This is a genomic window from Streptomyces pactum (genome assembly GCF_002005225.1).
Classification (GTDB): domain Bacteria; phylum Actinomycetota; class Actinomycetes; order Streptomycetales; family Streptomycetaceae; genus Streptomyces; species Streptomyces pactum_A.
The window spans coordinates 6,752,705-6,776,972 of record NZ_CP019724.1 but is presented as its reverse complement, the minus strand read 5'-3'; the positions used below and the strand labels follow the sequence as shown (position 1 = coordinate 6,776,972).

General features: G+C 72.0%; 24 protein-coding genes, 1 tRNA gene and 1 pseudogene. 15 read left to right on the top strand and 11 right to left on the bottom strand.

The genetic code is table 11. The annotated features are described in order from the left end of the window. Nucleotides 1-29: 29 nt before the first annotated feature. Nucleotides 30-218, top strand: a complete 189-nt coding sequence (locus tag B1H29_RS29155; RefSeq protein ID WP_055416095.1) for a DUF5703 family protein — start codon at nucleotides 30-32, stop codon at nucleotides 216-218. A 99-nt stretch (nucleotides 219-317) separates the two neighbouring features. Here B1H29_RS29155 and B1H29_RS29150 read toward each other — a convergent pair whose 3' ends face one another. From B1H29_RS29150 to B1H29_RS29140, 3 genes are all read right to left on the bottom strand, one after another. Further along, the gene (locus tag B1H29_RS29150) at nucleotides 318-1,079 is read right to left on the bottom strand and encodes a chaplin (protein ID WP_055416096.1); all 762 of its coding nucleotides are present in this window, start codon (nucleotides 1,077-1,079) and stop codon (nucleotides 318-320) included. 184 nt (nucleotides 1,080-1,263) lie between these two features. After that, a complete protein-coding gene (chpH, locus tag B1H29_RS29145; RefSeq protein WP_055416097.1) occupies nucleotides 1,264-1,497 on the bottom strand; it encodes a chaplin ChpH in 234 nt (77 codons plus the stop codon). A gap of 167 nt (nucleotides 1,498-1,664) precedes the next feature. Then, complete coding sequence (locus B1H29_RS29140) at nucleotides 1,665-2,990, bottom strand: M20/M25/M40 family metallo-hydrolase (protein WP_055416098.1); 1,326 nt, start codon at nucleotides 2,988-2,990, stop codon at nucleotides 1,665-1,667. Between the two features lie 198 nt (nucleotides 2,991-3,188). On the opposite strand from B1H29_RS29140, the gene B1H29_RS29135 reads away from it, so the two are divergent. Together B1H29_RS29135 and B1H29_RS29130 are read left to right on the top strand one after the other, a co-directional pair. Continuing rightward, nucleotides 3,189-3,276 (top strand) — tRNA-Leu (locus B1H29_RS29135). Nucleotides 3,277-3,346: 70 nt separating this feature from the next. Beyond that, nucleotides 3,347-3,721, top strand: coding sequence for a YchJ family protein (locus B1H29_RS29130; RefSeq protein ID WP_079160880.1), 375 nt, complete (start codon nucleotides 3,347-3,349; stop codon nucleotides 3,719-3,721). Nucleotides 3,722-3,782: 61 nt separating this feature from the next. Here B1H29_RS29130 and B1H29_RS29125 read toward each other — a convergent pair whose 3' ends face one another. Beyond that, nucleotides 3,783-4,484 (bottom strand): FadR/GntR family transcriptional regulator, encoded by a 702-nt coding sequence (locus tag B1H29_RS29125; protein WP_055416100.1) that lies wholly within the window; start codon nucleotides 4,482-4,484, stop codon nucleotides 3,783-3,785. Between the two features lie 137 nt (nucleotides 4,485-4,621). Here B1H29_RS29125 and B1H29_RS29120 point away from each other — a divergent pair, with 137 nt between their 5' ends. The 4 genes and pseudogenes from B1H29_RS29120 (at nucleotide 4,622) to B1H29_RS29110 (ending at nucleotide 7,312) form a co-directional block, all read left to right on the top strand. Then, nucleotides 4,622-5,149, top strand: a complete 528-nt coding sequence (locus B1H29_RS29120; protein WP_079160523.1) for a gluconokinase — start codon at nucleotides 4,622-4,624, stop codon at nucleotides 5,147-5,149. A gap of 70 nt (nucleotides 5,150-5,219) precedes the next feature. Beyond that, nucleotides 5,220-5,336, top strand: a pseudogene (locus B1H29_RS37675) (hypothetical protein); the annotation flags it as partial. 69 nt (nucleotides 5,337-5,405) lie between these two features. After that, complete coding sequence (locus B1H29_RS29115; RefSeq protein WP_055416101.1) at nucleotides 5,406-6,167, top strand: SDR family oxidoreductase; 762 nt, start codon at nucleotides 5,406-5,408, stop codon at nucleotides 6,165-6,167. 74 nt (nucleotides 6,168-6,241) lie between these two features. Beyond that, on the top strand, nucleotides 6,242-7,312 hold the full coding sequence (locus B1H29_RS29110; RefSeq protein WP_055416102.1) for an L-idonate 5-dehydrogenase: 1,071 nt from the start codon (nucleotides 6,242-6,244) through the stop codon (nucleotides 7,310-7,312). Nucleotides 7,313-7,611: 299 nt separating this feature from the next. On the opposite strand, the gene B1H29_RS29105 is transcribed toward B1H29_RS29110, so the two are convergent. Beyond that, nucleotides 7,612-9,150 (bottom strand): APC family permease, encoded by a 1,539-nt coding sequence (locus tag B1H29_RS29105; protein WP_055416103.1) that lies wholly within the window; start codon nucleotides 9,148-9,150, stop codon nucleotides 7,612-7,614. A 151-nt stretch (nucleotides 9,151-9,301) separates the two neighbouring features. After that, nucleotides 9,302-10,252: a hypothetical protein gene (locus B1H29_RS29100; protein WP_055416104.1), complete on the bottom strand. Its 951-nt coding sequence runs from the start codon at nucleotides 10,250-10,252 to the stop codon at nucleotides 9,302-9,304. 207 nt (nucleotides 10,253-10,459) lie between these two features. Between B1H29_RS29100 and B1H29_RS29095 the strand changes: the two genes are divergently transcribed. The 3 genes from B1H29_RS29095 to B1H29_RS29085 all read left to right on the top strand — a co-directional run bounded on the left by B1H29_RS29095 (nucleotide 10,460) and on the right by B1H29_RS29085 (nucleotide 12,069). Further along, on the top strand, nucleotides 10,460-10,969 hold the full coding sequence (locus B1H29_RS29095; protein WP_055417657.1) for an NUDIX hydrolase: 510 nt from the start codon (nucleotides 10,460-10,462) through the stop codon (nucleotides 10,967-10,969). 312 nt (nucleotides 10,970-11,281) lie between these two features. Continuing rightward, nucleotides 11,282-11,674 (top strand): YidH family protein, encoded by a 393-nt coding sequence (locus B1H29_RS29090; protein WP_055416105.1) that lies wholly within the window; start codon nucleotides 11,282-11,284, stop codon nucleotides 11,672-11,674. A gap of 86 nt (nucleotides 11,675-11,760) precedes the next feature. After that, entirely contained in the window at nucleotides 11,761-12,069 is a 309-nt protein-coding gene (locus B1H29_RS29085) for a DUF202 domain-containing protein (RefSeq protein WP_055417658.1), read from the top strand. 46 nt (nucleotides 12,070-12,115) lie between these two features. On the opposite strand, the gene B1H29_RS29080 is transcribed toward B1H29_RS29085, so the two are convergent. Further along, complete coding sequence (locus B1H29_RS29080; RefSeq protein ID WP_055416106.1) at nucleotides 12,116-13,048, bottom strand: NADP-dependent oxidoreductase; 933 nt, start codon at nucleotides 13,046-13,048, stop codon at nucleotides 12,116-12,118. 73 nt (nucleotides 13,049-13,121) lie between these two features. Between B1H29_RS29080 and B1H29_RS29075 the strand changes: the two genes are divergently transcribed. The 3 genes from B1H29_RS29075 to B1H29_RS29065 all read left to right on the top strand — a co-directional run bounded on the left by B1H29_RS29075 (nucleotide 13,122) and on the right by B1H29_RS29065 (nucleotide 15,830). Beyond that, nucleotides 13,122-13,418, top strand: a complete 297-nt coding sequence (locus B1H29_RS29075) for a hypothetical protein (RefSeq protein WP_055416107.1) — start codon at nucleotides 13,122-13,124, stop codon at nucleotides 13,416-13,418. 168 nt (nucleotides 13,419-13,586) lie between these two features. Further along, entirely contained in the window at nucleotides 13,587-14,609 is a 1,023-nt protein-coding gene (locus tag B1H29_RS29070; protein WP_055416108.1) for a phosphotransferase family protein, read from the top strand. A 6-nt stretch (nucleotides 14,610-14,615) separates the two neighbouring features. Then, nucleotides 14,616-15,830, top strand: coding sequence for an acyl-CoA dehydrogenase (locus B1H29_RS29065; protein WP_055416109.1), 1,215 nt, complete (start codon nucleotides 14,616-14,618; stop codon nucleotides 15,828-15,830). Between the two features lie 218 nt (nucleotides 15,831-16,048). Here B1H29_RS29065 and B1H29_RS29060 read toward each other — a convergent pair whose 3' ends face one another. Genes B1H29_RS29060 through B1H29_RS29050 form a run of 3 tightly spaced genes read right to left on the bottom strand, consistent with a single transcriptional unit; the run spans nucleotide 16,049 to nucleotide 19,113 of the window. Further along, the gene (locus B1H29_RS29060; RefSeq protein WP_055416110.1) at nucleotides 16,049-16,642 is read right to left on the bottom strand and encodes a TetR/AcrR family transcriptional regulator; all 594 of its coding nucleotides are present in this window, start codon (nucleotides 16,640-16,642) and stop codon (nucleotides 16,049-16,051) included. A gap of 33 nt (nucleotides 16,643-16,675) precedes the next feature. Next, nucleotides 16,676-18,346 carry a class I adenylate-forming enzyme family protein gene (locus tag B1H29_RS29055; RefSeq protein WP_055416111.1) on the bottom strand — a complete coding sequence of 557 codons (1,671 nt, stop codon included), beginning with the start codon at nucleotides 18,344-18,346 and terminating at the stop codon, nucleotides 16,676-16,678. Continuing rightward, nucleotides 18,343-19,113 (bottom strand): SDR family oxidoreductase, encoded by a 771-nt coding sequence (locus tag B1H29_RS29050; protein WP_055416112.1) that lies wholly within the window; start codon nucleotides 19,111-19,113, stop codon nucleotides 18,343-18,345. Before B1H29_RS29050 ends, B1H29_RS29055 begins: the two co-directional genes overlap by 4 nt. A 172-nt stretch (nucleotides 19,114-19,285) precedes the next feature. Here B1H29_RS29050 and B1H29_RS29045 point away from each other — a divergent pair, with 172 nt between their 5' ends. Continuing rightward, nucleotides 19,286-20,551, top strand: coding sequence for an exo-beta-N-acetylmuramidase NamZ family protein (locus B1H29_RS29045; RefSeq protein ID WP_199832266.1), 1,266 nt, complete (start codon nucleotides 19,286-19,288; stop codon nucleotides 20,549-20,551). Nucleotides 20,552-20,567: 16 nt separating this feature from the next. Here the strand turns inward: B1H29_RS29045 and B1H29_RS29040 are convergent, their stop codons facing one another. Continuing rightward, complete coding sequence (locus B1H29_RS29040) at nucleotides 20,568-23,423, bottom strand: penicillin acylase family protein (protein ID WP_055416114.1); 2,856 nt, start codon at nucleotides 23,421-23,423, stop codon at nucleotides 20,568-20,570. Nucleotides 23,424-23,644: 221 nt separating this feature from the next. On the opposite strand from B1H29_RS29040, the gene B1H29_RS29030 reads away from it, so the two are divergent. After that, nucleotides 23,645-24,247, top strand: a complete 603-nt coding sequence (locus B1H29_RS29030; RefSeq protein WP_055416115.1) for a hypothetical protein — start codon at nucleotides 23,645-23,647, stop codon at nucleotides 24,245-24,247. The last annotated feature ends 21 nt before the right edge of the window (nucleotides 24,248-24,268 follow it).

Here is a 24,268-nt window from a genome sequence, read left to right as displayed (position 1 = left end):
ACCGGGCCCCAGCCCGCACAATAGATGCGATGCCGGAATACGAATTTGTCGACGTGTACCTACCGCGCGGGGTTTCCCGCAAGGAGACGACACGTCTGCTGACGGACCACGCCGAGTACGGACACTGGGAGTTGTACCGCCTGAGCCTGCTGCGCGACGGCAGCCGCAAGGTGCGGCTGCGGCGGCGGATCATCCGCCAGGTACGCGCCACCTGGTGAGCCGGTGACCTTGCTCGACCGCGCGCGGGTGACGGAGACGGAGCGGGCCCCGCCGATGCGGGGCCCGCTGTGCGTTCCGGTCACCCGGCCCGAGCGGCGTCACGCCGAGGCACGCGCCTTGCGGTAGAGCACCGTCCCCGCGAGCAGCGCGCCCGCTCCCACCGGCAGGGCGAGCCCCAGGGGCAGGTCGCTGCCGGTCTCGGCGAGCCGCGCGTCACCCTGCGGCTGGGCGACGGTCTGCGTGTCCGGCCGGCTGACGTGCGAGGAACCCTCCGGCGTCTCGTCACCCGAGTCCGGCGGGTTACCCGGAGTGCCGGGCTCCCCCGGGTCACCCGGGTCTCCGGGGTCGCCCGGCTCCTCGGGCGGCGTCTCGTGACCACCGTCGGGCGGGGTCGAGTGATCCCCGCCACCGCCGTTGGCGCAGTCGTTGCCGGTGGTCGGGTTGAGAGCGCCGACGACGTTGACGCTGTTGCCGCAGACGTTCACCGGCACATGGACCGGCGCCTCGACGTGGTTGCCGGAGGCGACGCCGGGCGAGTCGGTGGCGTGCCCGTCTGCGTGCGAGCCCCCGTGCGAGCCGTCCTGGCCGGAGTCGCCGTATCCCCCGGACGCACCGCCGTCGTTGTTGGCGCACGAGTTGCCCATCGCGGGGTTGAGGACGCCGACGACGTCGACCGTGTTGCCGCAGACGTTCACCGGCACGTGCACCGGCGCCTGCACCGTGTTGCCGGAAAGCACGCCGGGTGAACCCGAACTCGAGCCGTGCGCCCCCGAGTCGGCGTGGGCGGCACCGCCCGCGGCGGCGAGCACGCCGGTCGCCGCCGCCATCGTCATCAGACCCTTGCGGGTGCCCTGTCGCATTTCCTGGATCCCTGCCTTGCCCTAGTCCCGGGATACGAGAAGCCCCGTAGCACCGAGATGCCGAGAATTCCGAAGTTTCCGTGGTTCCCACGCCCTCGAGAGAACGAAAGGCCGTCGGCCCCGGAGCGCATGGCACGCACTCCGGGGCCGGCGGACTCAGGCCCTCACGGGGCGAGGGACAACGTCACTTGTTGATGCAGACGTTGCCGAAGGCGGGGTTCAGCAGACCGATCACGGAGACCGTGTTGCCGCAGACGTTCACCGGGACGTGAACGGGCACCTGGACGACGTTGCCGGAAAGGACGCCGGGCGAGTGCACGGCGGCACCCTGGGCACCGGAGTCGGCGACGGCCATGCCCGCACCCGCGAGAACCAGACCACCGGTGGCAGCCGCGGCGGCGACGACCTTCTTGAGCATTATTCCTCCTAGTTGGCAAACGCGATCCCAGATTGCTGATCGCATCACCTGTAACGAGGAGGAACTAATGAGGCTACGAGCTTATGAGTGTATTCACCCTTCCCGGTCGGCTCCCGCACGCGCGACCGAATACCGACACGTGCGGAAGTCGCGTTTCTTCGGGACGATCAGGATGCGTCGATGAAGCGGTCGAGCACCCGTACGCCGAACTGCAGCCCCTCCACCGGCACCCGCTCGTCCACCCCGTGGAACATGCCCGCGAAGTCCAGCTCCGGCGGCAGCTTGAGCGGCGCGAAGCCGAAACAGCGGATGCCGAGGTCGTCGAAGGACTTGGCGTCGGTGCCGCCGGAGAGCATGTACGGCACCGCCCGCGCGATCGGGTCCTCGGCGCGCAGCGCGGTCTGCATGGCGTCGACGAGCCGACCGTCGAAGTCGGTCTCCAGCGCCTTGTCGGCGTGCACGTCCTCACGCCGCACGCGCGGGCCGAGGATGCGGTCCAGGTCGGCGAGGAACTCCTCCTCGTAACCGGGCAGGAAGCGTCCGTCGACGTGCGCGGTGGCCTGGCCGGGGATGACGTTGACCTTGTAGCCGGCGCCGAGCATGGTGGGCGCCGCCGAGTTGCGCAGGGTCGTGCCGATCATCCGGGCGATGCCGCCGAGCTTGGCGAGGGTCTCCTCCATGTTCTCGGGGTCGAGTTCGGTGCCGAGCGCGTCGGACAGCTCGTCCAGGAAGGCCCGTACGGTCTTGGTGACCCGCACCGGCCACTTGTGCCGGCCGAGCCGCGCCACGGCCTCGCACAGCTCCGTGATCGCGTTGTCGTCGTTGGTCATCGAACCGTGCCCGGCCGTGCCGTCGACGGTGAGCCGCATCCAGTGCATGCCCTTCTCGGCCGTCTCGACGAGGTAGAGCCGCAGCTTCTCGTTGACCGTGAACGAGAACCCGCCGACCTCGCCGATCGCCTCGCTGACGCCCTCGAACAGCTCGGGGTGCTTGCGCACCAGGTGCTTGGCGCCGTACGTCCCGCCGGCCTCCTCGTCCGCGAGGAACGCCAGCACGATGTCCCTCGGCGGCTTGCGCCCGCTGCGCAGCCGGTCCCGGACGACCGCCAGGGTCATCGCGTCCATGTCCTTCATGTCGACGGCGCCGCGCCCCCACACGCACCCGTCCGCGATCTCGCCGGCGAAGGGGTGGTGGGTCCAGTCGTCCGCGTTGGCCGGGACCACGTCGGTGTGGCCGTGGATGAGCAGCGCGGGCCGGGACGGGTCCTCGCCCTCGATCCGGGCCACCGTGGAGGCACGTCCGGGGTGGGACTCGAAGATCTGCGGTTCGAGTCCGACCTCGGCGAGCTTCTCGGCGACGTACTCGGCCGCCTTGCGCTCACCCGGACCCGAGTGGTCGCCGTAGTTGCTGGTGTCGATCCGGATCAGCTCGCGGCAGAGGTCGACGACCTCGTCCTCGCCGGTGACGCTCCTGGCCGTGCCCGAGTCGCTCACGTGGTTCCTCCCGCTGTCACTGCTGATGTCACTGCTGGTGTCTCCGCTTGGTGTCTCTGCTGGTGTCACTGCCGGTGGGTCTCCCTCATCCTCCTCCTCGGGGCGGCCGCGCCCAAGGAGGGGGTGATCGGCCACCCCGGAAAGCCTGGTAATGTTTACGTCGTCGCCGCGGGCAACGCCCCGCACGACAGACACCTTGTCCGGGTGGCGGAATGGCAGACGCGCTAGCTTGAGGTGCTAGTGCCCTTTATCGGGCGTGGGGGTTCAAGTCCCCCCTCGGACACCAGAGAGGACCCCTGCTCAGCAGGGGTCCTCCTTTTTTCACAGCGTTGCCACGACCAGGCACAATGGCCGCCATGACCACGCGTACCTGCCCCTGCGGGCTGCCCGAGGCGTACGAGAAGTGCTGCGGCCGGTTGCACATGGGGACGGCGTCCGCGCCGACCGCCGAGGCGCTGATGCGCTCCCGTTACAGCGCATTCGTGAAGGGCGACGCGGGGTACCTGCAGAAGACCTGGCATCCCAGGACCCGGCCCGCCCGCCTGGACCTGGACCCGGGGATGCGCTGGACCGGACTGGAGATCCTGGACACGGCCGACGGTTCCGCCTTCCACAGCACAGGAACGGTCACTTTCCGCGCCTCCTACCGCGGCGGCTCGCTGCACGAGCGGAGCCGCTTCGAGCGCGTCGACGGGGCATGGGTGTACGTCGACGGGGAGTTCCCGGCGTAGCGCCCGTCCGTTCTCCCGCCCGTTCTCCGTCCGTTCTCCCGCCCGCCCGGAGCCCGGCCCGCTACGGCGCCAGGATGTCCAGCTCGTGCAGCGCCCCCACCGTGATCTCCCGGGTCAGCCGCTCGGCGCGTTCGGCGTCCCGCGCCCGCACCGCCTCGGCGACCTGGACGTGCAGGGTGACGGCGGCCGGGTCGGGGTCCTCGAACATCACGTCGTGATGGGTGCGGCCGGCCAGGACCTCGGCGACGACGCCACCGAGGCGGGCGAACATCTCGTTGCCGGAGGCGGTCAGGATGACGCGGTGGAAGGCCACGTCGTGGAAGAGGTACTCCTCGAGCCGGTGACCGCGTGAGTTGGTGACCATGCCGAGCGCGCACTCGGTCAGCTCGGCGCACTGCTCGGGCGTGGCCAGGCGGGCCGCCAGCCCCGCCGCCACCGGTTCCACCGCCGACCGCAGCACGGTCAGGGAGCGGAGCTGCCGGGGGCGTTCGGTGCCGGCCAGGCGCCAGCGGATGACCTGCGGGTCGTAGACGTTCCACTCGCACTCGGGCAGGACGGTGACGCCGACGCGGCGGCGCGACTCGACCAGGTGCATGGACTCCAGCACCCGGACCGCCTCCCGCATCACGGAACGCGACACCTCGAAACGCTGTGCCAGTTCGTCCGTGCGCAGAACGCTGCCCGCGGGGTACTCGCCCGCTGTGATCGCGGGGCCGAGGGTGTCCAGTACGCGGCCGTGCAGCCCCCGGCCCGGTGTGCTCATGCACTCAGCGTACGGGGCGCGTCACGAGAACAAAAAGTCAGACTTATGTGTCACAGGCTCTTGAATTCGTCGTACCTAATAGGTTTCAGTTACGTCGACATCACGTGTCGACGAAGACAGCAGACAGCGAGAGTGCGATGCAGCAACTGCACACCCCCCATGTCGTCGTGGTCATGGGCGTAGCGGGCACCGGGAAGACCACCATCGGCCCCCTGCTCGCGGCCCGGCTCGGCGTTCCCTACGCCGAGGGCGACGACTTCCACCCGCCGGCCAACATCGCCAAGATGACGGCCGGGACCCCGCTCACCGACGACGACCGCTGGCCCTGGCTGGACGCCATCGGCGGCTGGGCGCACGGGCGGGCGGGGCTCGGCGGAGTGGTGAGCAGCTCGGCGCTGAAGCGGTCGTACCGCGACCGGCTGCGGGCCGCCGCTCCCGGGGTCGTCTTCGTGCATCTCACCGGCAGCCGCGAGCTGATCGAGGACCGGATGTCGCACCGGCAGGGGCACTTCATGCCGACGGCCCTGCTCGACTCCCAGTTCGCCGCGCTCCAGCCCCTGGAGCCGGACGAGGCGGGGGTCGCGGTGGACGTCGCCGGCAGCCCGGAGGAGATCGCCGAACGGGCGGTCAACGCCCTGACGGACCTTCCCGAGCCGGCCCAGTAACCCCCCAGGCCGGTCATGTCCGGCTGGGCATCGCCGTGCTCCTGGGCATCGCCGTCATCGTCCTGCTCACGGCATCTGGCTGGTGAAGGAGTACTTCGGCCTGAACGTCGGCCGGACCATCAAGGCCTGGTCCGTCATGGAGACGATCATCTCGGTGGTCGCGGGAGCTCTGGTCCCGCTCCTCTAGCTGGTCGTACAGCCGCACGACGCGGATGACCGCACGACCCACCGGTCAGTCAGAAACAGGAGTACGACGATGACGGCTCACCCTCTCTTCGACATCGGCGGGCGCACGGCCCTGGTGACCGGCTCCAGCCGGGGCATCGGGCTGGCCCTCGCCCGGGGCCTCGCGGAGGCCGGTTGCCGAGTGGTCCTCAACGGACGCGACGCCGACCGCCTCACCAAGGCCGCCGCGGACCTCCCCGGCGACGTCCACACGGCCGTGTTCGACGTGACCGACGGTCCGTCCGTGGCGGCCGGCATCGCGGAGGCCGAGGAGCGGGTGGGCCCGCTCGACATCCTGGTCAACAACGCGGGCATGCAACTCCGGGCGCCCCTGCTGGAGTTCGCCGACGCCGACTGGCACCGCATCCTGGACACCAATCTCACCAGCGCCTTCCTGGTGGGGCGGGAGGCCGCGCGCCGGATGACGGAACGCGGCCACGGCAAGATCGTCAACATCTGCTCGCTGCAGAGCGAGGTGGTCCGCCCGGGCATCGCGCCCTACGCGGCCACCAAGGGCGCGTTGAAGATGCTCACCAAGGGCATGTGCGCGGACTGGGGCCCGTACGGCGTCCAGGTCAACGGTCTCGGTCCCGGTTACATCGAGACCGAGCTGACCCGGCCGCTCGTCGAGGACGAGGAGTTCAGCGGCTGGGTGCGACGGCGCACGCCCGCCGGCCGCTGGGGCCGTACGGAGGACCTGGTGGGCGGGCTGCTGTTCCTCGCCTCGCCCGCCGCGGACTTCGTCGGCGGACAGATCCTGTACGTCGACGGCGGCATGACGAGCGTGCTGTGAACCCCGCGCTCACCCCTCGCCCCTCTCACCCTTCTCACCCCGCCGGCCACGCTCACCCGGGGCAGGCGGTTTCGATGCTCGGCTGTGTGATCCACGGCGCCGGTGATCTGCGCGTCGAGGAACTGCCGGTACCGCGCCCGGGCCCCGGTCAGGCGCTGGTCGCCGTTGGTTACGGCGGCGTATGCGGCTCCGACCTGCACTACTGGCGGCACGGCGGCGTCGGCGACTTCCGGTTGCGGGAGCCGATGCTGCTCGGGCACGAGGTGGTCGGGACGGTCGTGGCGTACGGCACCCCGGAGCCCGACACGGACACGGATACGCACACCGACGCGTCGCACCCGGCCGCCGGTACGGCCGTGGCCGTGCACCCGGCCACCCCGTGCGGGGTCTGCCCGGAGTGTGCGGACGGGCGGCGGAACGTCTGCCGGGACACCCGCTACCTGGGCAGCGCGGCCCGTTTCCCGCACGTCCAGGGCGGCTTCGCGGCGCGGATCGTCGTCCCCACGGGGCAACTGCGTCCCCTGCCCGCCGGCCTCGACCCGCGCCGGGCCGCCCTCGCGGAGCCCCTGTCCGTCGCCCTGCACGCCGTACGCCGGGCCGGGGAGCTGACCGGCCGGCACCTGCTGGTCACCGGTGCCGGGCCGATCGGCTGTCTGGTGGTCGCGGCGGCGAAGGCGGCGGGCGCGGCGCACGTGACGGTGACGGACCTGCTGCCCGCGGCCCTGGAGTACGCGCGGGCCGCCGGCGCCGACACCCTCGTGCGGGCCGACGACCCGGACGCCACCGGGTGGCCGGCGGAGGTGGACACGGCGATCGAGGCCTCCGGGGTGGCGGCGGGGCTGGACACCTGCCTGCGGCTGGTCCGGCGCGGCGGCGTCGTCGTACAGCTCGGCATGCTGCCGCCGGGGCAGAGCCCCTTCGCCGGGAACCTCGTGGTGAGCCGGGAGATCGAGCTGCGCGGGGCGTTCCGCTTCGACGGAGAGTTCGACGAGGCGCTGGAACTGCTCGCGGCCGAGCCCGCGTTCGACGCCCTGGTCAGCACGGTGGTGCCGGTCCGCGACGCGGAGGCGGCCTTCGAGCTGGCCGCGGACCGGAGCCGGTCCTGCAAGGTGCTGCTGGACTTCGGCGCGGACTGCGCCTCCTGAGCCACTCGCCCGCCCCTGCCCCGGCGGGCGCGGGGCCGGACGACGGGAGCCCGCGGTGCTCCACGCACTGCCCGTGGCGCGGCCCGGCCACCGCCGTCCCACCGTCACGGTCCGGCGTTCCCGTCCCCGTCCTTGTCCCCGTCCTTGTCCTTGTCCCCGTCCCCGTCCTCGTCCGTGCGCCCCGGCACGCGCCGGTCGGCGTTCGCGTCCAAGACGGCGGTACGGAGGTGGGGCCCGGGGAGGCGCCTTCGTGGCTCGCCGCCCCGGACCCGCTCATGCCCTCGGCGTTCCCACGCGGGTCAGGAGGACGCCGCCTTGTCCAACTGGAACGCCTCGTTGCCCTGGCCGATACGGGCGTGCCGCTCGGGGGCCCGGGAACGCAGCACCAGGCCCTGCACCAGGCCGCCGACCGCGGCGAGGCCGATGATGCCGGGCAGCACCCAGCTCAGGGAGGAGTCGGGTCCGGCGCCGACGAGGACGTCGAAGTCCTTGACCGTGTAACCGGCGATCACCAGCAGGGCGACACCCGCGACGGTGGAGGTGGCCAGCCGCACGCCCTGGGCGCCGGCGGCGCCCCGCCGCACGAAGAAGGCGACGACGGAGAACGAGGCGGCGGCCATCAGCACGATCACGCCGAGGGCGCCGATGTTGCCGCCCCAGGTGAACAGGTGCAGCACGGGCTGGGTGGGATCGCCGTTCGGCTTGTCGTCGGCGATCGCGAAGCCGATGACCACGACCGCGGACACGCCGGTCTGGAGCAGCGAGCCGGTGCCCGGGGCGCCGCTGGAGCCGCTGGTCCGCCCGAAGGCGGCGGGCAGCAGCCCCTCCCGCCCCATGGCGAAGGCGTACCGGGCGACGACGTTGTGGAAGCTGAGCAGGGCGGCGAACATGCCGGTCACGAACAGCATGTGCAGGACGTCGGTGAAGGTGCCGCCGAGCCGGTCCTCGGTGAGGAAGAACAGGAGCCCGGCGCTCTGCTCCTGCGCGGTACCGACGATCCTGTCGGGTCCGGTGGCGACGGTCAGCGCCCAACTGCTGAGCGCGAAGAAGACGGCGACCCCGCCCACCGCGAGGAACATGACACGCGGCACGAGCACGTGCGGCCGGCTGGTCTCCTCGGCGTAGACGGGCGCCTGCTCGAAGCCGAGGAAGGCCGCGATGCAGAAGCACAGCGCGGTCCCGACACCCGCTCCGGTCAAAGTGTCGGGGTTGAAGGCGTGCAGCGACAGCCCCTGCGCCCCCGGATCGGCGACGGCGGCGATGTCGAAGACGACGACCAGTACGACCTCGATGAGCAGTAGAACGCCCAGTACGCGGGCGTTGACGTCGATCTTCAGCCAGCCCAGCGTGCCGACGGCGAGCACGGCCAGCAGGGCCGGTATCCACCAGGCGACCTCCAGGTCGGCGTAGGTGGCCAGGAGCCCGGAGACCTCGAATCCGAAGATGCCGTAGATGCCGACCTGGAGGGCGTTGTAGGCGACCAGCGCGACCAGGGCGGCGCTCGCGCCGGCGGTGCCGCCGAGTCCGCGGGAGATGTAGGCGTAGAAGGCGCCCGCGTTGTGCACGTGCCGGCTCATCTCGGCGTATCCGACGCTGAACAGGATCAGCACCACGCCCAGCAGCACGAAGAGGAGCGGCTGTCCGACGATGCCCATCACCGCGAAGGTGGTGGGCATGACCCCGGCGACCACCATCAGCGGGGCGGTGGCGGCGAGCACGGAGAGCAGCAGCCCTCCCGTGCCCAGCCGGTCGGCGCGCAGCGCCCGGTCCTGCCCCTTGAACGTACTGATGGCGCCACCGCTCGCGGATCGGCTCGTACGCGAACTGCCCGTGGTCATCGGAGGACGCCCTTCTTTCCTGTACGTCGTGTGCGTCGTGTGCGTCGTGTGCGTCGTGTACGTCGTGTACGTCGTGTGCGTCGTGTACGTCGTGTACGTCGTGTACGTCGTGTACGTCGTGTACGTCGTGTGCGTCTGATTCGTCGGGGTGTCAGGCGGTGCCGAGCGCGCTCGCGCGGGCGGCCCGGAAGGCTGGGTACGGGTCACGGTCGGGGTAGGACCACGGGGCGGGCGTGACGTGTTCGCCGATGCGGTGGAACAGGGCGGCGGCCTCGGCGCCGCGGCCCTCGCACGCTTTGGCGTGGGCCAGGAAGTTGAGGTCGATCAGCCGGCGCGGGTGGCCGTCCTGCTCCCACTCCAGCCACCAGTCGAAGGCCGCCTTCATCACCAGCCGGGCGCGGCGGCCGACCCAGTGGCCCGAGGCGCCCGGGTCGGCGGACGCGTGGCCGGCGGCGGCGAGCACGCGGTAGCGCTCGGCGTGCGCGACGACCGGGAGGATGGCCAGCGGGGAGTCGGCGGGGGCCTGTTCGGCCGCCCAGTTGGCGAAGTCGTACACCTCGTGCAGGGGATCGGAACCGCCGTCGCCGCCGCGTTCGGCGAGCCGGGCCACCATCAGGTGATGGGCGTGGTGGTGGTCGGCGTAGCGCGCCCGCACCGCCTCGAAGACCCGCACGGCCTCGTCGACGGCACCGAGCGAACGCTCCAGCATGAGGAGGCCGAGCCAGGGCGTGGGGTCGTCCGGGACGAGCGCGGCGGCGTCCCGGCACGTCTCGCGCACCCGGTCCGGCTTCTCCTTGCCGCGCAGCGCGCGGTGGACCAGCGCGAGGGCGAGGAGTACGGAGGCGTCGGCGGAATCGGGTTCGGCGAGCAGCCACTCGCGGGCCCAGGGGGCGCTGTGGGGCTCCTTGGCGAGCACGGTCACCCGGTGCCCGCGGCGGTCCCAGTCGTCGCCCGTGTGGACCAGCAGGGAGCGGGCGGACTGCCAGCGCCCCTGGGCCAGGGCGGCGCGTACGGCGACGAGTTCGGCGTCGTCGAGGGCGTCGTCGAAGGCCTGGGCCGCGCGTTTGCGGCCGCGGCCGAGGGGAGGCGGAGGTGGGGACACCGCGGGAAACTTCCTCACGCGACGCGGTAGGTCGTCGTAGCCGGTTTGCCATGAACTGATCACGCACAGCAAACCGGCAGCCAACGCTTTCCGTCAAGGCCCGGCCCGTCGTTACACGCGTCAACTCGCCTGGCGGAAAAGGGACTTGTCGCTCACCGCACCCGGACGTGGCGCCCGTCCGGAGCGGCCGCTGCTTGGATGTACGCCATGAGCGCTGCTGACGAGATCCTCGACATCGTCGACGAGAACGACCGCGTCACCGGTCAGGCCCGGCGGGGCGACGCGTACGCCCAGGGGCTGCGCCACCGCTGCGTGTTCGTGTGGACCCGGGACGCCGAAGGACGCGTCTTCGTCCACCGCCGCACGGCGACGAAGCTGGTGTTCCCCTCCCTGTACGACATGTTCGTCGGCGGGGTGGTCGGCGCGGGCGAGTCCTACGACGACGCGGCGCTGCGGGAGGCGGAGGAGGAACTGGGGGTGACCGGGCTGCCGCGCCCGGAGCGCCTCTTCAAGTTCCTGTACGACGACGGCGCCGGGCGGACCTGGTGGTCGGCGGTGTACGAGGCGCGGTGCGAGGGGCCGGTCGCTCCACAGGTGGAGGAGGTGGCCTGGCACGGGTTCCTCACGGAGGCGGAGGTGGAACGGCGGCTCGGGGAGTGGGAGTGGGTGCCGGACGGGCTGGCGGCGTACGCGCGGCTGCGGGCTCGGCGGGGGTGACGCTCCCCCGCCGGTGACGTTCCCCCGCCGCCGGTTGCCGGTGCGCCAGGTGCGGGGGCGGGCCGGTGTAGGGGCAGGCCGGCGCGAGGGCAGGCCGGTGTAGGGGCAGGCCGGTGCGGGTGACACGGCCCGGCATCGGCGGGGCGGGCGTGGACTGCGGGGCCGGCCGCACGCCCGGCGCCACGGGGCACCGCCGCCCCCTCCCCCGGCGCGGCCCGGCCGGCCTCCGGCAAAGCGAACCGCGCTGCGCGCACCCACCGAACCCGCGCAGGCCGCCGCGGACATCCCGCAACCGCCCGATAGGGTCCCCGCGTGATCGAATTCGTGCGGAACGCCCGACTCTGGTTCGCGCCCGAGGAGATCCGGCAGGAGGGCGGCACCCCCGACTACCGGTTCTCCCTGGCGAACGAGCGCACCTTCCTGGCCTGGTTGCGCACCGCTCTCGCCCTGGTGGGCGGGGGGTTCGCGGTGGACCAGTTCCTGCCCGACCTGCGCTGGGGCTGGCGGGTGGGGCTCGCACTCGCGCTGCTCGCGGCCGGCGTGCTGTGCTCGCTGCGCGCCGTGAACCACTGGGTGCGCTGCGAACGGGCCATGCGGCGCGGCGAGGATCTGCCCGTCTCCCGCTTCCCGGCCCTGCTCAGCCTGGTCGTCGCCGTGGTCGCCGTGGCGATGGTCGTCGTGGTCCTCGTCGGCTGGGAGGGCTGACCGTGAGCCCCCATGCCCCGGAGCCCGACCCTGGCCGCACCCCCGGCGCCGGCTCCGGCTCCGGCTCCGGCTCCGGCTCCGGCTGCATCCCCGACCGCGACCCCGGGCTCCAGCCCGAGCGCACCCGGCTCGCCTGGCGCCGCACGACCCTGTCCGGCACCGTCGCGGCCGTCCTCGCCGCGAAGACCGCGCTGCACGGCGGCGCTACCCCCGCCACCGTCGTCGCCGCCGCCCTGTGCTGCGCCCTCTGGCTGGCCTTCCTGCGCATCGCCCACGGCCGCATCCGCACCCTCGCCTCGGCGAACCGGCCTCGCGCCCTGACCCCGCCGCACGCCACGGCGGCAGTCCTGTGCACGGTGGCACTGGCGGTGTGCGGCGCGTTCCTCGTCCTCTAGTCTCCTGAGCCGGGAGACGAGGGCGCCCGGGACGCGCCCCGCCCCGCTACTCCCAGTCCACCGTCACCACGATCTTCCCCCGCGTACGCCCCTCCTGGTTCCGCCGGTGCGCGTCCGCCGCCCGCTCCAGGGGGAACGTCTCCGACACGTGCACGGACACGACCCCCTGCTCCGCCAGCTCACTCAATCGCAGCAGGTCCTCCGCGTCGGGGCGCACGAAGGAGTACCGCCCCCCGTAGTCGACGACGTCCGCGTCGGCGACGGAGACGAGGCGGCCGTCGGTGGCCAGCAGGTTCGCCGAGATCCTCAGCGTCTCGCCGCCGACCGTGTCGAACACCGCGTCCACCCCCTCGGGCGCCAGCCCCCGCATCCGCTCGGCCAGCCCCTGCCCGTACGTCACCGGTTCCCCGCCCAGCCTCCGCACGAAGTCGTGGTTGTGCTCACTCGCCGTGCCGATGACCCGGGCCCCCAGATGCCGCCCGAGCTGCACCGCGATCGAGCCGACCCCGCCCGCGGCGGCGTGCACGAGCACGGTCTCGCCCCGCTTCACCTCCAGCGCCTTCACCAGCACCTGGTAGGCGGTCAGCCCGGTCAGCGGCAGCCCGGCCGCCTCCTCGTAGGTGAGATTGCGCGGCTTGCGCGCGAGGGTGCGCACGGGCGCCGCCACGTACTCGGCGAAGGTCCCCCGGGAAAGGAAGTCCTCACGGACGTAGCCGATGACCTCGTCACCGACGGCGAACTCCGTGACCGAGGCCCCGGGCTGCACGACGACCCCCGAGACGTCCCATCCCGGGACCACGGGGAAGACGGGCTGGAGGATGGCGTCGAGGTGGCCGTCGCGGCACTTCCAGTCGACGGGATTGACGGCTGCGGCCCGCACCTTCACGAGCACCGAGTCGGGCCCGACCGGCGGATCCGGGACGTCCCCGTACTCCAGGACCTCGGGACCGCCGTACCGTGCGTAACTGATCGCCTTCATGGCACCGACCCTCCGGGGTACCCGGAGACCGCGCAAGCTGAATGTCAGGATATGCACCGATAAGGTGAGGGCCATGACCACTCTCCACCAGGAACACACCGCACACGACCACGCCCACGGCCCGGACTGCGGCCACGCGGAGGTCCCCCACGGCGACCACGTCGACTACGCGCACGACGGGCACCTGCACCGGCGGCACGGCGGCCACTGGGACGAGTGCGAGCCCTCCGGGCACACCGCGCACCAGAGCCACGACCACCGGCACGGCGAAGACTGCGGACACCCGGGCGTGCGCCACGGCGACCACGTGGACTACCTGCACGACGGCCACCGCCACGCCGCCCACGACGGCCACTGGGACGACCACTGACCGACGGCGGCCCGCTCCCCACGGCCCACCCGACAGCTCCCGCGCACTCCCGCGCCGGGAGCTGTCGGCCTATCGTGGCGCCGATCACGTTCCGCTCCCCCACTGGACGGCATACCGACCGGTCGGCATCATGAGTCGGGTACTGTTCACCTGCCCGTAGGAGCGACGATGAGCCCCGACCACCCGCCCGGACTCGATCTCGACCGGTTGCGCGGCCTGCTCGACCGCGAGCGTCCCGGCCTGGTGACCGGCCCGCTGTCCGGCCGGCTGATCGAGGGCGGACGGTCGAACCTCACCTACGCGGTCTCGGACGGTACCGCGCGCTGGGTCGTACGACGCCCCCCGCTCGGCCACGTCCTGGCCACCGCGCACGACATGAGGCGCGAGCACCGCGTCATCGACGCCCTGCACCCGACGGACGTGCCGGTACCGCGCCCGGTCCTCCTCTGCGAGGACGAGGAGGTCCTCGGGTCGCCCTTCTACGTCATGGAGTTCGTCGAGGGCACCCCGTACCGCACCGCCGACCAGCTCGCCCCGCTCGGCCCCGAGCGCACCCGGGCCGCGGTGCTGAACCTGGTCGACACGCTCGTCGGACTGCACGCGGTGGACCCCGCCGCCGTCGGCCTGGGCGACTTCGGCCGCCCCGAGGGCTTCCTGGATCGCCAGCTCCGCCGCTGGGCCAAGCAACTGGACGCCTCCCGCAACCGCGACCTGGCCGGCATCGACGAGCTGCACGCCACCCTCGGCCGGGAGCTGCCCCGCTCCCCCGCCCCGACCGTCGTGCACGGCGACTACCGCCTGGACAACGTGCTGATCGGCGGCGACGACGAGATCAACGCGATCCTCGACTGGGAGATGTCCACCCTCGGCGACCCACTCACCGACCTCGGCCTGCTGGTGATGTACAGCATGCCCCTCGGCATGCCCGACTCCCCCGTCTCCACCACGGCCCAGGCCCCCGGCCACCCCGCCCCGGCCGAGCTGATCGAGCGGTACGCCGCGCGCTCGGGGCGCGACGTGTCCGCCGTCGCCTGGTACACGGCGTTCGCCTGGTTCAAGCTCGCCGTGATCCTGGAGGGCATCCACTACCGCTACACGCTGGGCCAGACGGTCGGCCGCGGCTTCGACCGCATCGGCGACCTCGTCCCCGTCTTCATCGAGCACGGCCTGACCACCCTTCAGGAAGGCTGACCCGTCATGGACTTCGCGTTCGACGCACGCACCGAGGAACTCCGCGCCAGGCTGCTCGCCTTCATGGACGAGCACGTCTACCCGGCCGAGCAGGTCGCCCACGAGCAGCGTGCCCTGCTGGCCTCCCCCTGGGACACCCCTCAGGTCGTCGAGGACCTGAAGGCCGAGGCGCGCCGCCAGGGCCTGTGGAACCTCTTCCTCCCCGACGCCGAGCACGGCGCCGGTCTCACCAACCTCCAGTACGCTCCGCTCGCCGAGATCACCGGCCGCAGCCCGCAGTTGGCGCCGACGGCGACCAACTGCGCGGCGCCGGACACCGGGAACATGGAGGTGCTGGCGCAGTTCGCCGACGAGGCGCAGAAGAAGCAGTGGCTGCAGCCGTTGCTCGCCGGCGAGATCCGCTCCGCGTTCGCGATGACCGAGCCGGACGTGGCCTCCTCGGACGCCACGAACATCACGACGCACATCGAGCGCGACGGCGACGATTACGTCATCACGGGCCGCAAGTGGTACATCTCCGGCGCGATGAACCCGGACTGCGGGATTTTCATCGTGATGGGCAAGACCGATCCGGACGGCGAGGACATCCGCCGTCAGCAGTCCATGGTGCTGGTCCCCCGTGACACGCCGGGCGTCACCGTCGACCGGGCCATGCAGGTCTTCGGGTACGAGGACCACTACCACGGCGGCCACGCCGAAGTGACCTTCGACCACGCGCGCGTACCGGTGTCGAACCTGATCGGCGAGGAGGGCGGCGGCTTCGCCATCGCCCAGGCCCGCCTCGGTCCGGGCCGCATCCACCACTGCATGCGGCTGATCGGCATGGCCGAGCGGGCGATCGAGCTGATGTGCAGGCGGGCGGTGTCCCGCGACGCCTTCGGCAAGCCGCTGGCCCAGCAGGGCGTGATCCACAACTGGATCGCGGACGCACGCGTCACCGTCGAGCAGTTGCGGCTCCTCGTGCTCAAGACCGCCTGGCTGATGGACACCGTCGGCAACCGGGGCGCGCACACCGAGATCCAGGCCATCAAGATCGCCACGCCTCGCGCGGTGGTCGACATCATCGACCGGGCGATCCAACTGCACGGCGCGGGCGGCGTGAGCCAGGACTTCCCGCTGGCCGAGCTCTACGCGGGCGCCCGGACCCTGATGATCGCCGACGGTCCCGACGAGGTCCACCAGCGCTCGCTGGCCCGCCGGGAGATCAAGAAGTACCTCTGAGCGGCGCTCTCCCCGGCAGGGGCACGGTGCACGGGGGACGCGGAAGCCGGTGTCCCCCGTGCGCGCGCCGGCCCGGCACCCTCCGGCCGGGGGCCTGGGGGATGTCTCGCCGGCCGCCGTGTGCGGAGATCCGGCGGCCGGCGCCGGGCCGCACCGTCGTCCCGGCCGGGCGGGGCCGCGGCCGCGCGGTCCCGCGGCGGCGGCCCTGGCCGATCACCTCACGGGCGCAGGGCCCGCAGCAGCAGGTCGGCCAGATGGTCGGCGACCTCCTGCGGGCTGAGCGGGCCGTCGGGGCGGTACCAGGTGGAGAGGTGGTGGACGGAGCCGAAGTGGTAGTCCACCACCAGGTCGGCCGGGGACTCCTTGGTGAAGACGCCGGCCCGCTGGCCCTCCTCGATGAGCGCGCGGAAGCGTTCGTGGTAGCGCCGGCGCTCCGCGCGCACCTGCTTGTTCTTCTCCGGGCTGAGCTGGTGCATGGAGCGGAAGAAGATCGACGCGTCGTCGAGGTTGTCGATGGTGGTGACGACGACGTCGGCCGCGGCGTCCCGCACCCGCTTCTCGACCGGCTCGTCGGAGTCCGCGAAGGCGTCCAGGCGCTCCTGCTGGAGGCGCAGCACGCGCGCGTAGACCTCGTGCAGGAGGTCGTCCTTGGAGCCGAAGTAGTGGTACAGCGCGCCCTTGGTGACGCCGGCCGCCTCCACGATCTCCTGTACCGAGGTGCGGTCGTAGCCCTGCTCCGCGAAGAGCCGGGTGGCGGCGGCCAGGAGCCGCTGCGGCACCGGAGTGCCGTCCCCGTCCGTGGTCCTGGGCACTGCCGTCACCTGCCTTTCCGTTTCACTGTCCGTTCACTGTCCGTCCTGGTGCGTACGGGAACGCAGTTCCCGACGGAGGATCTTCCCACTCGCCGTCTTCGGCAGGTCGGGCAGGATCTCCACCTGGCGCGGATACTTGTACGCGGCCAGTCTCTCCTCGCAGTAGGCGGCGAGTGCGTCCGGGGCCGTCTCGGCACCCGGACGGAGGCTGATGTACGCCTTGACGGTCTCCCCCCGGTACCCGTCGGGCACGCCGACGACGGCGGCCTCGCGCACCGCCGGGTGGGTGTAGAGCACGTCCTCGACCTCGCGCGGCCAGACCTTGAAGCCGGAGGCGTTGATCATGTCCTTCTTGCGGTCGACGACGTAGAGCCATCCCTGGGCGTCCATGAAGCCGACGTCGCCGGTGCGCAGCTCGCCGCCAGGGAAGGTCTCGGCGGTGGCGTCGGGGCGCCGCCAGTAGCCGGGGACGACCTGCGGTCCGCTGACGACGATCTCGCCCTGCTCCCCGAAGGGGACCTCGGCGCCCTGCTCGTCGACGATCCGGACATCGGTCTCGGGGCCGGGGACGCCGACGGCGAGGGTCCCGGAGAGCGGGTCGACGGGCGCCTCCAGGTGCGGCGGGACCGAGGCGCAGGGTGCGGTGCACTCGGTGAGCCCGTAGCCGTTGCGGATGTACGGCCCGAAGCCCGCGCGGAACTTCTCCACCAGGGCCGGGGGCAGCGGCGCGCCGCCGGAGGAGATGTTCGCGAAGGAGGCGAAGTGCTCGGGGGTGACCGACGGGTGGGCGGCCAGTGCCATGAAGGCGGTGGACGGACCGACCGTGTAGTGCGGCCGGTGCTCGGCAAAGGCGTCCAGCACGACGCCCGCCTCGAAGCGGTACGCCAGGACGAGCGTGCCCACGCTGTTCAGGCACGCCCCGAACTCGCAGACCATGCCGGTGATGTGGAACAGCGGCGCCAGCGCGAAGTAGACCGGCGCCTCGGGCAGGCCGAGCCCGGTGCGCTGCCGCTCCGCGTTGTACATGATGTTGCGGTGCGTGTTGGTGGCGCCCTTGGGCTTGCCGCTGGTGCCCGAGGTGTAGCTGATGAGCGCGGTGTCACCGGGCTCCGGGTCACGGCCGGCCGGGGCCTGGTGTCCGGCGCGGGCCGCCTGGGCGAGGTCGTCGGCGTCGGTGGCGCGGGGCAGCCGCTCGAAGGACAGCACGCGCGCGTCCTGGCGGGTCTGGAAGTCCAACTCACACCCGGTGAGGGCGATCCGTACGGGCGTGCCGGCCGCCGTCTCGCGCAGGTAGGACTCCCAGGCCCGGTCTGAGCAGATCAGCGCGGCCACCTCCCCGTCCCGTAGGACGTGGCCGACCTCCCCCGACTTGTACATGGGGTTGACGGGCACGACGACCGCCCCCGCCTTCCACGCCCCGAGGACGGCGAGCACGAAGTGCGGGGAGTTCTGCAGCAGGACCGCGACCCGCTCGCCGCGCTCCAGGCCGCGCGCGGCGAGGTGCCCGGCGACGGAGTCGCTCAGTTCGTCCACCTCGCGGTAGGTGAGGCGGCCGTCGAAGTAGGCGAGGAAGGCGCGGTCGGGGGCCTCGGCGGCGGCCCGGCGCAGGGCGTGCACCAGGGAGGCGTCCGGGTCGAGCGGCGCCTTCTGGGCGTCGGTCAGCAGGTCCAGCCAGGGCTTGGCCGCGTAACGGGAGCCGGTCATCGGGCCGTCGCCTCCTCCCACTGCCGCTGGAGGCGGTTCATGCCGTGCAGCCAGCGGTCGGGCTCGGCGGCGCGGGCCTGGTAGTACTCGGCGACCTCGGGGTGCGGCAGGATCAGGAAGCGGTCCTGCTCGATTCCCTTGAAGAGGGCGTCCGCGACGTCCCGCGGTTCGATGGCGGTGGGCTGGAGCACCAGGTCGCCCGCGCTGCCGCTCGCGGTGAGCATGTCGGTGCGCACGCCCTGCGGGCAGATGGCGTGCACCTTGACCCCGCGGTGGCGGTACGTGAGGGACAGCCACTCGGCGAAGGCGTAGGCGCCGTGCTTGGTCACGCTGTAGGGCGCGGCGCCGATCATGGTGAGCAGTCCGGCGGCGGAGACGGTGGAGACGAAGCGGCCGCTGCCGCGCTCCAGCCAGTCGGGGATCAGCTCGTGGGCCGCCCGCACGTGGGCCATGACGTTGACGTCCCAGGCGAGCGCCCAGACGGCCTCCTCGGCCGCTTCGGAACCCCCGGAGCCGACGCCCGCATTGGCGCAGTACACGTCGACCGTGCCGCCCAGCGCCTCGCGGGCCTCGGCGACGATCGCGGAGGCGTCGCCCGGGACCGCGATGCCCCCGATCTCCTCGGCGACGGCCTTGGCCCGGTCGGCGTCCAGATCGTTGACGACGACCCGGGCGTCCTCGGCGGCGAAGCGGCGGGCCAGCGCGGCACCGATGCCGCCTCCCGCCCCGGTGACGACGACTCCGGCATCCTGCACGGCTTCCACCATCGGTCTCCTTCGACACGGCTCGGGCACTGCTGGCTCTCCGTTGCAGCGCCAGACTAACCAGTCGGTATGTGCGACGGAAGGGGCGAACGGCGGTCTACTCCGTTCCGCGCGGCACGCGGCGCGGGTTAGCGTGCGTGCGCATGACACCCGCCGCGATCACGGAGGTCACCGCATGACGCTGTCCAGACGGTCCCTGCTCGCCACCACGGCCGCGGTGGCGGCCACCACCACGGCGGCCGCGGCCGCCACGACCGGTACGGCGCAGGCGGCGCCCGGGGGCCACGGCGGCCGCCGGCTGCGCACCGGCTTCGAGCGCCTCGTCGACGACGGCTACGCCCCGCTGGACGGGCAGCGGGTCGGCATCGTCACCAACCCGACGGGCATCACCCGGGACGTACGCCACATCGTCGACGTCATGCACGCCGACGACCGCGTGGACCTGACCGCCGTCTTCGGCCCCGAGCACGGCTTCCGCGGCACCGCGCAGGCGGGCGGCTCCGAGGGCCGCTACGACGACCCGGCGACCGGGCTGCCGGTCTACGACACGTACCTGAAGAGCGGGCAGCCGCTCGCGGACATCTTCACGGCGTCCGGCGTGGACACCGTCGTCTTCGACATCCAGGACGTCGGCGCGCGCTTCTACACGTACATCTGGACGCTGTTCGACTGCATGGAGGCGGCCCGGCTCGCGGGCAAGCGGTTCGTGGTCCTGGACCGGCCGAACCCGGTGACCGGGCGGGCGGCCCTCGGTCCGATCCTGCACGAGGAGTTCGCCACCTTCGTCGGCCGGCAGCCGATCGCACAGGCTCACGGCATGACGGTCGCCGAGCTGGCGCGGCTGTTCAACGGCGAGTTCCTGACGGAGCCGGTGCCGCTGGAGACCGTGACGATGTCGGGCTGGAAGCGCTCGGAGTTCTACGACGCCTCCGGGCTGCCCTGGGTGCCGCCGAGCCCGAACATGCCGACGCCGGAGTGCGCGCTGGTGTACTCGGGGACGTGTCTGTTCGAGGGCACGAACCTGTCGGAGGGGCGCGGCACCACCCGCCCGTTCGAGCTGATCGGAGCGGAGGGCATCGACGGGAGCTGGGCCGCCGCCGCGAACGCCGTCGGCCTGCCCGGCGTGCGGTTGCGCGAGGCCTACTTCGCGCCCACCTTCTCCAAGTTCCAGGGGAAGACCGTCGGCGGTGTGCAGCTCCACGTGCACGACCGGTCCGCCTTCGACCCGGTGCGCACCGGAATCGCGCTCCTGGTGACCGCGAAGCGGACCTGGGACGGTTTCGCCTGGCGGCCGGACAACTGGATCGACAAGCTCACCGGATCCACCCAGGTGCGCACGATGATCGACGCGGGCGCGGACACCGACGAGGTGGTGGGCGGCTGGGAGGAGGAACTGGCGGCGTTCCGCCGGACGCGCCGCCAGTACCTCCTCTACAGGTGACCGTGTGGCCGGCCGGTCACCGGTGGGACGTGAACTCCACGACCTGCTGGTAGGTCGGCCGGTTCTGCCAGCCGATCCCGCCGTGCTCGATACCGCCGAGGGTGCGGTGGATCACCGAGTCGGCGCACCACTGGTCGCCCGCCGGGCAGTTGTCGTCGCCGGGATAGACCTGGGCGGGCGTCCGGCCCGCCGCCTCCTTCAGGGTGGAGACCAGGGTGTCCCGGCAGGCGGCGAGGTCGCCGGCGCCGCAGTACACGCGCGCGAGGGGACCGTCGACACGCTCGCCGAGCACGGACCGGATGTCCTTGTCGACATAACTCCACCAGCCGTACTGGAAGGCGCTGCCGGCATGCGCGCCGGTCGGGCCGTGGGCGGCGGACGGGGACTCGTCGACGGGCAGGTTGCGGGTGAAGGCGGTGTACAGGTCGCTGCCGAGACCGGGTTCGAACTCGGCCTTCACCAGCAGCGGCCACCAGGCGTCCAGGGTGCGGATCGCGTCGGCGTGGGCGTACTTCTTCGCGCCGGCCGAGGTCTCCGTACGCAGGGCGCCCGCCGAGAGCCATGCCTTGAGCCGGTCGACGGCCGCCTTGGCCGCGGGGTCGGTCACCGGCGCGGAGTCGATCACCTTCAGCAGATCGGGCAGTACGTCCTCGGCCCGCAGGTCGGTGAGGCCCGCCTCGGCCATCGCCTTCACCAGCGCGGCCCGTGTCACGCCGCCGTCGGCGACCAGCTTCTTCACACGGTCGTCGAGGAGGTCGCCGCGGTGGACGGAGCCGTTGCCCCAGGGGGCGGTGGCGTAGTCCCTGGCCTGTTTGTTGTTCCAGGAGACGTAGTAGTCCTGGTCGACGGAGCGCGGGTGGGCGGAGGCCGGCGTGTACCGGGCCGTGTTGGCGGCCGGGTCCCAGTCCCGCCACTCGTACGCCGGCCGCGCCCAGACCGGGAAGTCGGCGTCGACGCCGTTCGCCCGGACCGGGTTGTCGCCGCTGTTGTAGTACGCGGTGTGCTCCGAGTCGGCGTAGAACCAGTTGAAGGTGTAGTTGATGTGCTGGACGGCGCTCTGGAAGCGTTCGGGGCTGTTCAGGTAGTCCGGGTCGTTGAGCATCTGGAAGCCGATGATCGAGTCGGCCTCGTGCAGGTACGAGGAGCGCAGGGTGGTGTAGGCGACCTTCTTGCCGCCGACGGTGGCGCGGTACTCGACCGGGCCGTACTTCGTGCGCCAGACCCGCATCGTGTAGGAGCCGGCCGCGGTGCCGTCCGCGACGGTCGGCTTCCAGGCGTTCTTCCGCTCGATCTTCTCCATCGGCGTGCAGGTGCCGCGGTAGAGGTAGTGGTGGTCGTCGCGGCACAGTTCGACGGCGTAGGTGTCGATGATGTCCTGGCCGGACGTGGTCGCGCTCCACGCGTAGTCCTGGCCGCGGCCGAGTTCGACGTACATGCTCAGGCCCGCGAAGGATGCGCCGCGGGCGCTGATGCCGGGGCCCTGGATCTCCTGGAGCATGAGGAGCTGCGGCGCGAAGTAGCCGGTCTGCGGGCCGAAGACGGCGACCGGGTGACCGCTCGCCGTGTGCTCGCCGCTGACCACGAGGGCGTTGGACATGCCGCGCCGCGCCGAGGTGACGGCCGCGTCCGCCGCCGTCGCGGAGGCACCGGTCGCGCTCGGGCCGGCCGCGCCGCCCGTGCGGTCGTACACCAGCGGCTCCGCCCGGACCGAGCCGGCGTCGGGCAGCGCCGCCCCCTGTGGGTCGTCCGGTTTGGGCAGGTACGGGAAGCTGCCGGCGTGCTGGGTGAGGACCGCCTCGGGGTCGTTGCGCTGCCGGAAGGACTCCCAGACCTCGGTGCCCTCGGCCACGCCGTACTTCTGCTGGGCGGCGAGCAGTGACAGCGCGTTGGTGACCTCGCCGCCGCCGCCCGCGCCGAAGAGGGAGCCGATGACGGAGGCCAGCGCGATCAGGTCGGTGCGCTTGAAGTGCTCGATGGTGCCGGCGTTGGTGATGGCGTCCTTGTGGCCGGTCAGGACGTACTCCCCGGGGAAGTACCGGCCCTTGTCGGAGGCGTCGATGTAGGCGTTGATGCCGGCGACGTAGGCGTCCACGTCGGCCAGGGCCAGCTCGCCGCGCTCACCGGCCTTGGCGGCGGCGCTCTCGATCTGCGCCTCGAGGTCGGCCTCGCTGTACGGGGCGCCGCGCCAGAACTGCTGCTCCAGTCCCTGGTTGGCGGGGGCGCCGCCGGCGAAGGGGGTCAACTGGCCTCGTCCGACGTGCCGGAAGAGGTCCATCAGCCACAGCCGGTCCTGGGCCGCCGCGTAGCCGGCGCCGAACTCGGTGCCGTAGCGGGTGGTGCCGGTGATGTGCGGCACACCGGTCCTCTTGTCGCGGACGATGGTCACGTCGCTGCGGCCGGCGGGGCGGACGGTGGAGGCGACCTGGCCGTCGGGGACGCCGAAGGAGGCGTCGTTGAAGAACGTGTTGATCTTGTCGTCGGTGAGGCCGGAGTAGCCGGTGGCGAGGCTCGCGTAGGGCCCGAGCTGGTCCTCGGCGTGGGCGGGCTGGGTACCGAAGGCCTGGTTGAGCAGGATCTGGGCGAGGGTGGCGTTGCCGTTCTGACCGGGCGGCAGGATGTCGGAACACCGGCCGCCGCAGTGGTCGTTCGCCGCCGTTTCGGAGATCTTTTCGACGGCCTTCCGGGTACCTGCTTCGGAGGCCGCTCCCGCGGTCCGCTCCGAGGTCAGACCCGTTCCGGCGGCCATCGCGGGGGAAAGCGGCGACAAAAGACCGGCAACGAGGGCGCATACGGACGCGCCCTTCAGGAACCCGTGGAAGCCACGGGGAGTTCTCAGTCTGTCCAGGGCGTTGCGTGGGGTGCGCCGTGGCATGGCAGCTCCTCCCGACTGGGGGTGGGCCGGACGTTACCGCCGGTATCCCCGAGTTGGAAGATGAACATGCGTCACTTTTTGGAACGGGTGGATCGACTGATGAGGGGCATCGGAAATCGGATGGAGCCGAATCGCTTGTCGATACGTCTATTCGGCGACGTCCGTACGACGACGCCGAATTGACCGGAGTGCAGGTGCAGGTATGACGGAGGTGCAAGGCGATGGCCGGTTTCCGAAGTCTGGCGAGACAGGTCCGCGATTCACGGTGCGACCTGGCGCTACGGCGCTATTCGCTGCGCAAGTGCCTTGAACGGTTCGCCCCTTACGGGCACAGGGCGACCTGGGACCATCTGTGTTCCCGGGCCGGGTTCGGTCCCGAGGACCGCTCCCCCGACCCAGCGCGGCTCGTGGCCGCACTGGAGGAGCTGGAGGAGGCGCGTTCGGTGTGGCTGGCCTACGAGGTCGGGTTCGCCGAGCGGCGCAGGAAGGAGAAGCACGACGGGCTGCGCAGGCCGGGCAGCGTGGACGACTGGCACCGGCTGACCTGGGGCGGTTTCGGTGTCGCCTGGTGCGACGACCCCCGCGTCCATCCCGACGGCCCGCTGGCGGAGGTGCTGCGCCGGCTGATCTCCGCGCTGGAGCGTGAACCGGGCTCCGTGTGCCCGGTGTGCGACGGGGAGCGCCTGGTGTGGACCTACGACCTCGACCACGAACCCTCGACGGGCCCCGTCTGCACGGACTGCGGAATCCTCGTGCCGCGGCCCGTCCTCACCCCCGACGCGCTGGCCGAAGCCCGGCGGGGCCGGTTGCTGATGTCGGCGTAGCCGACCGCGGGGGTGTGCCGG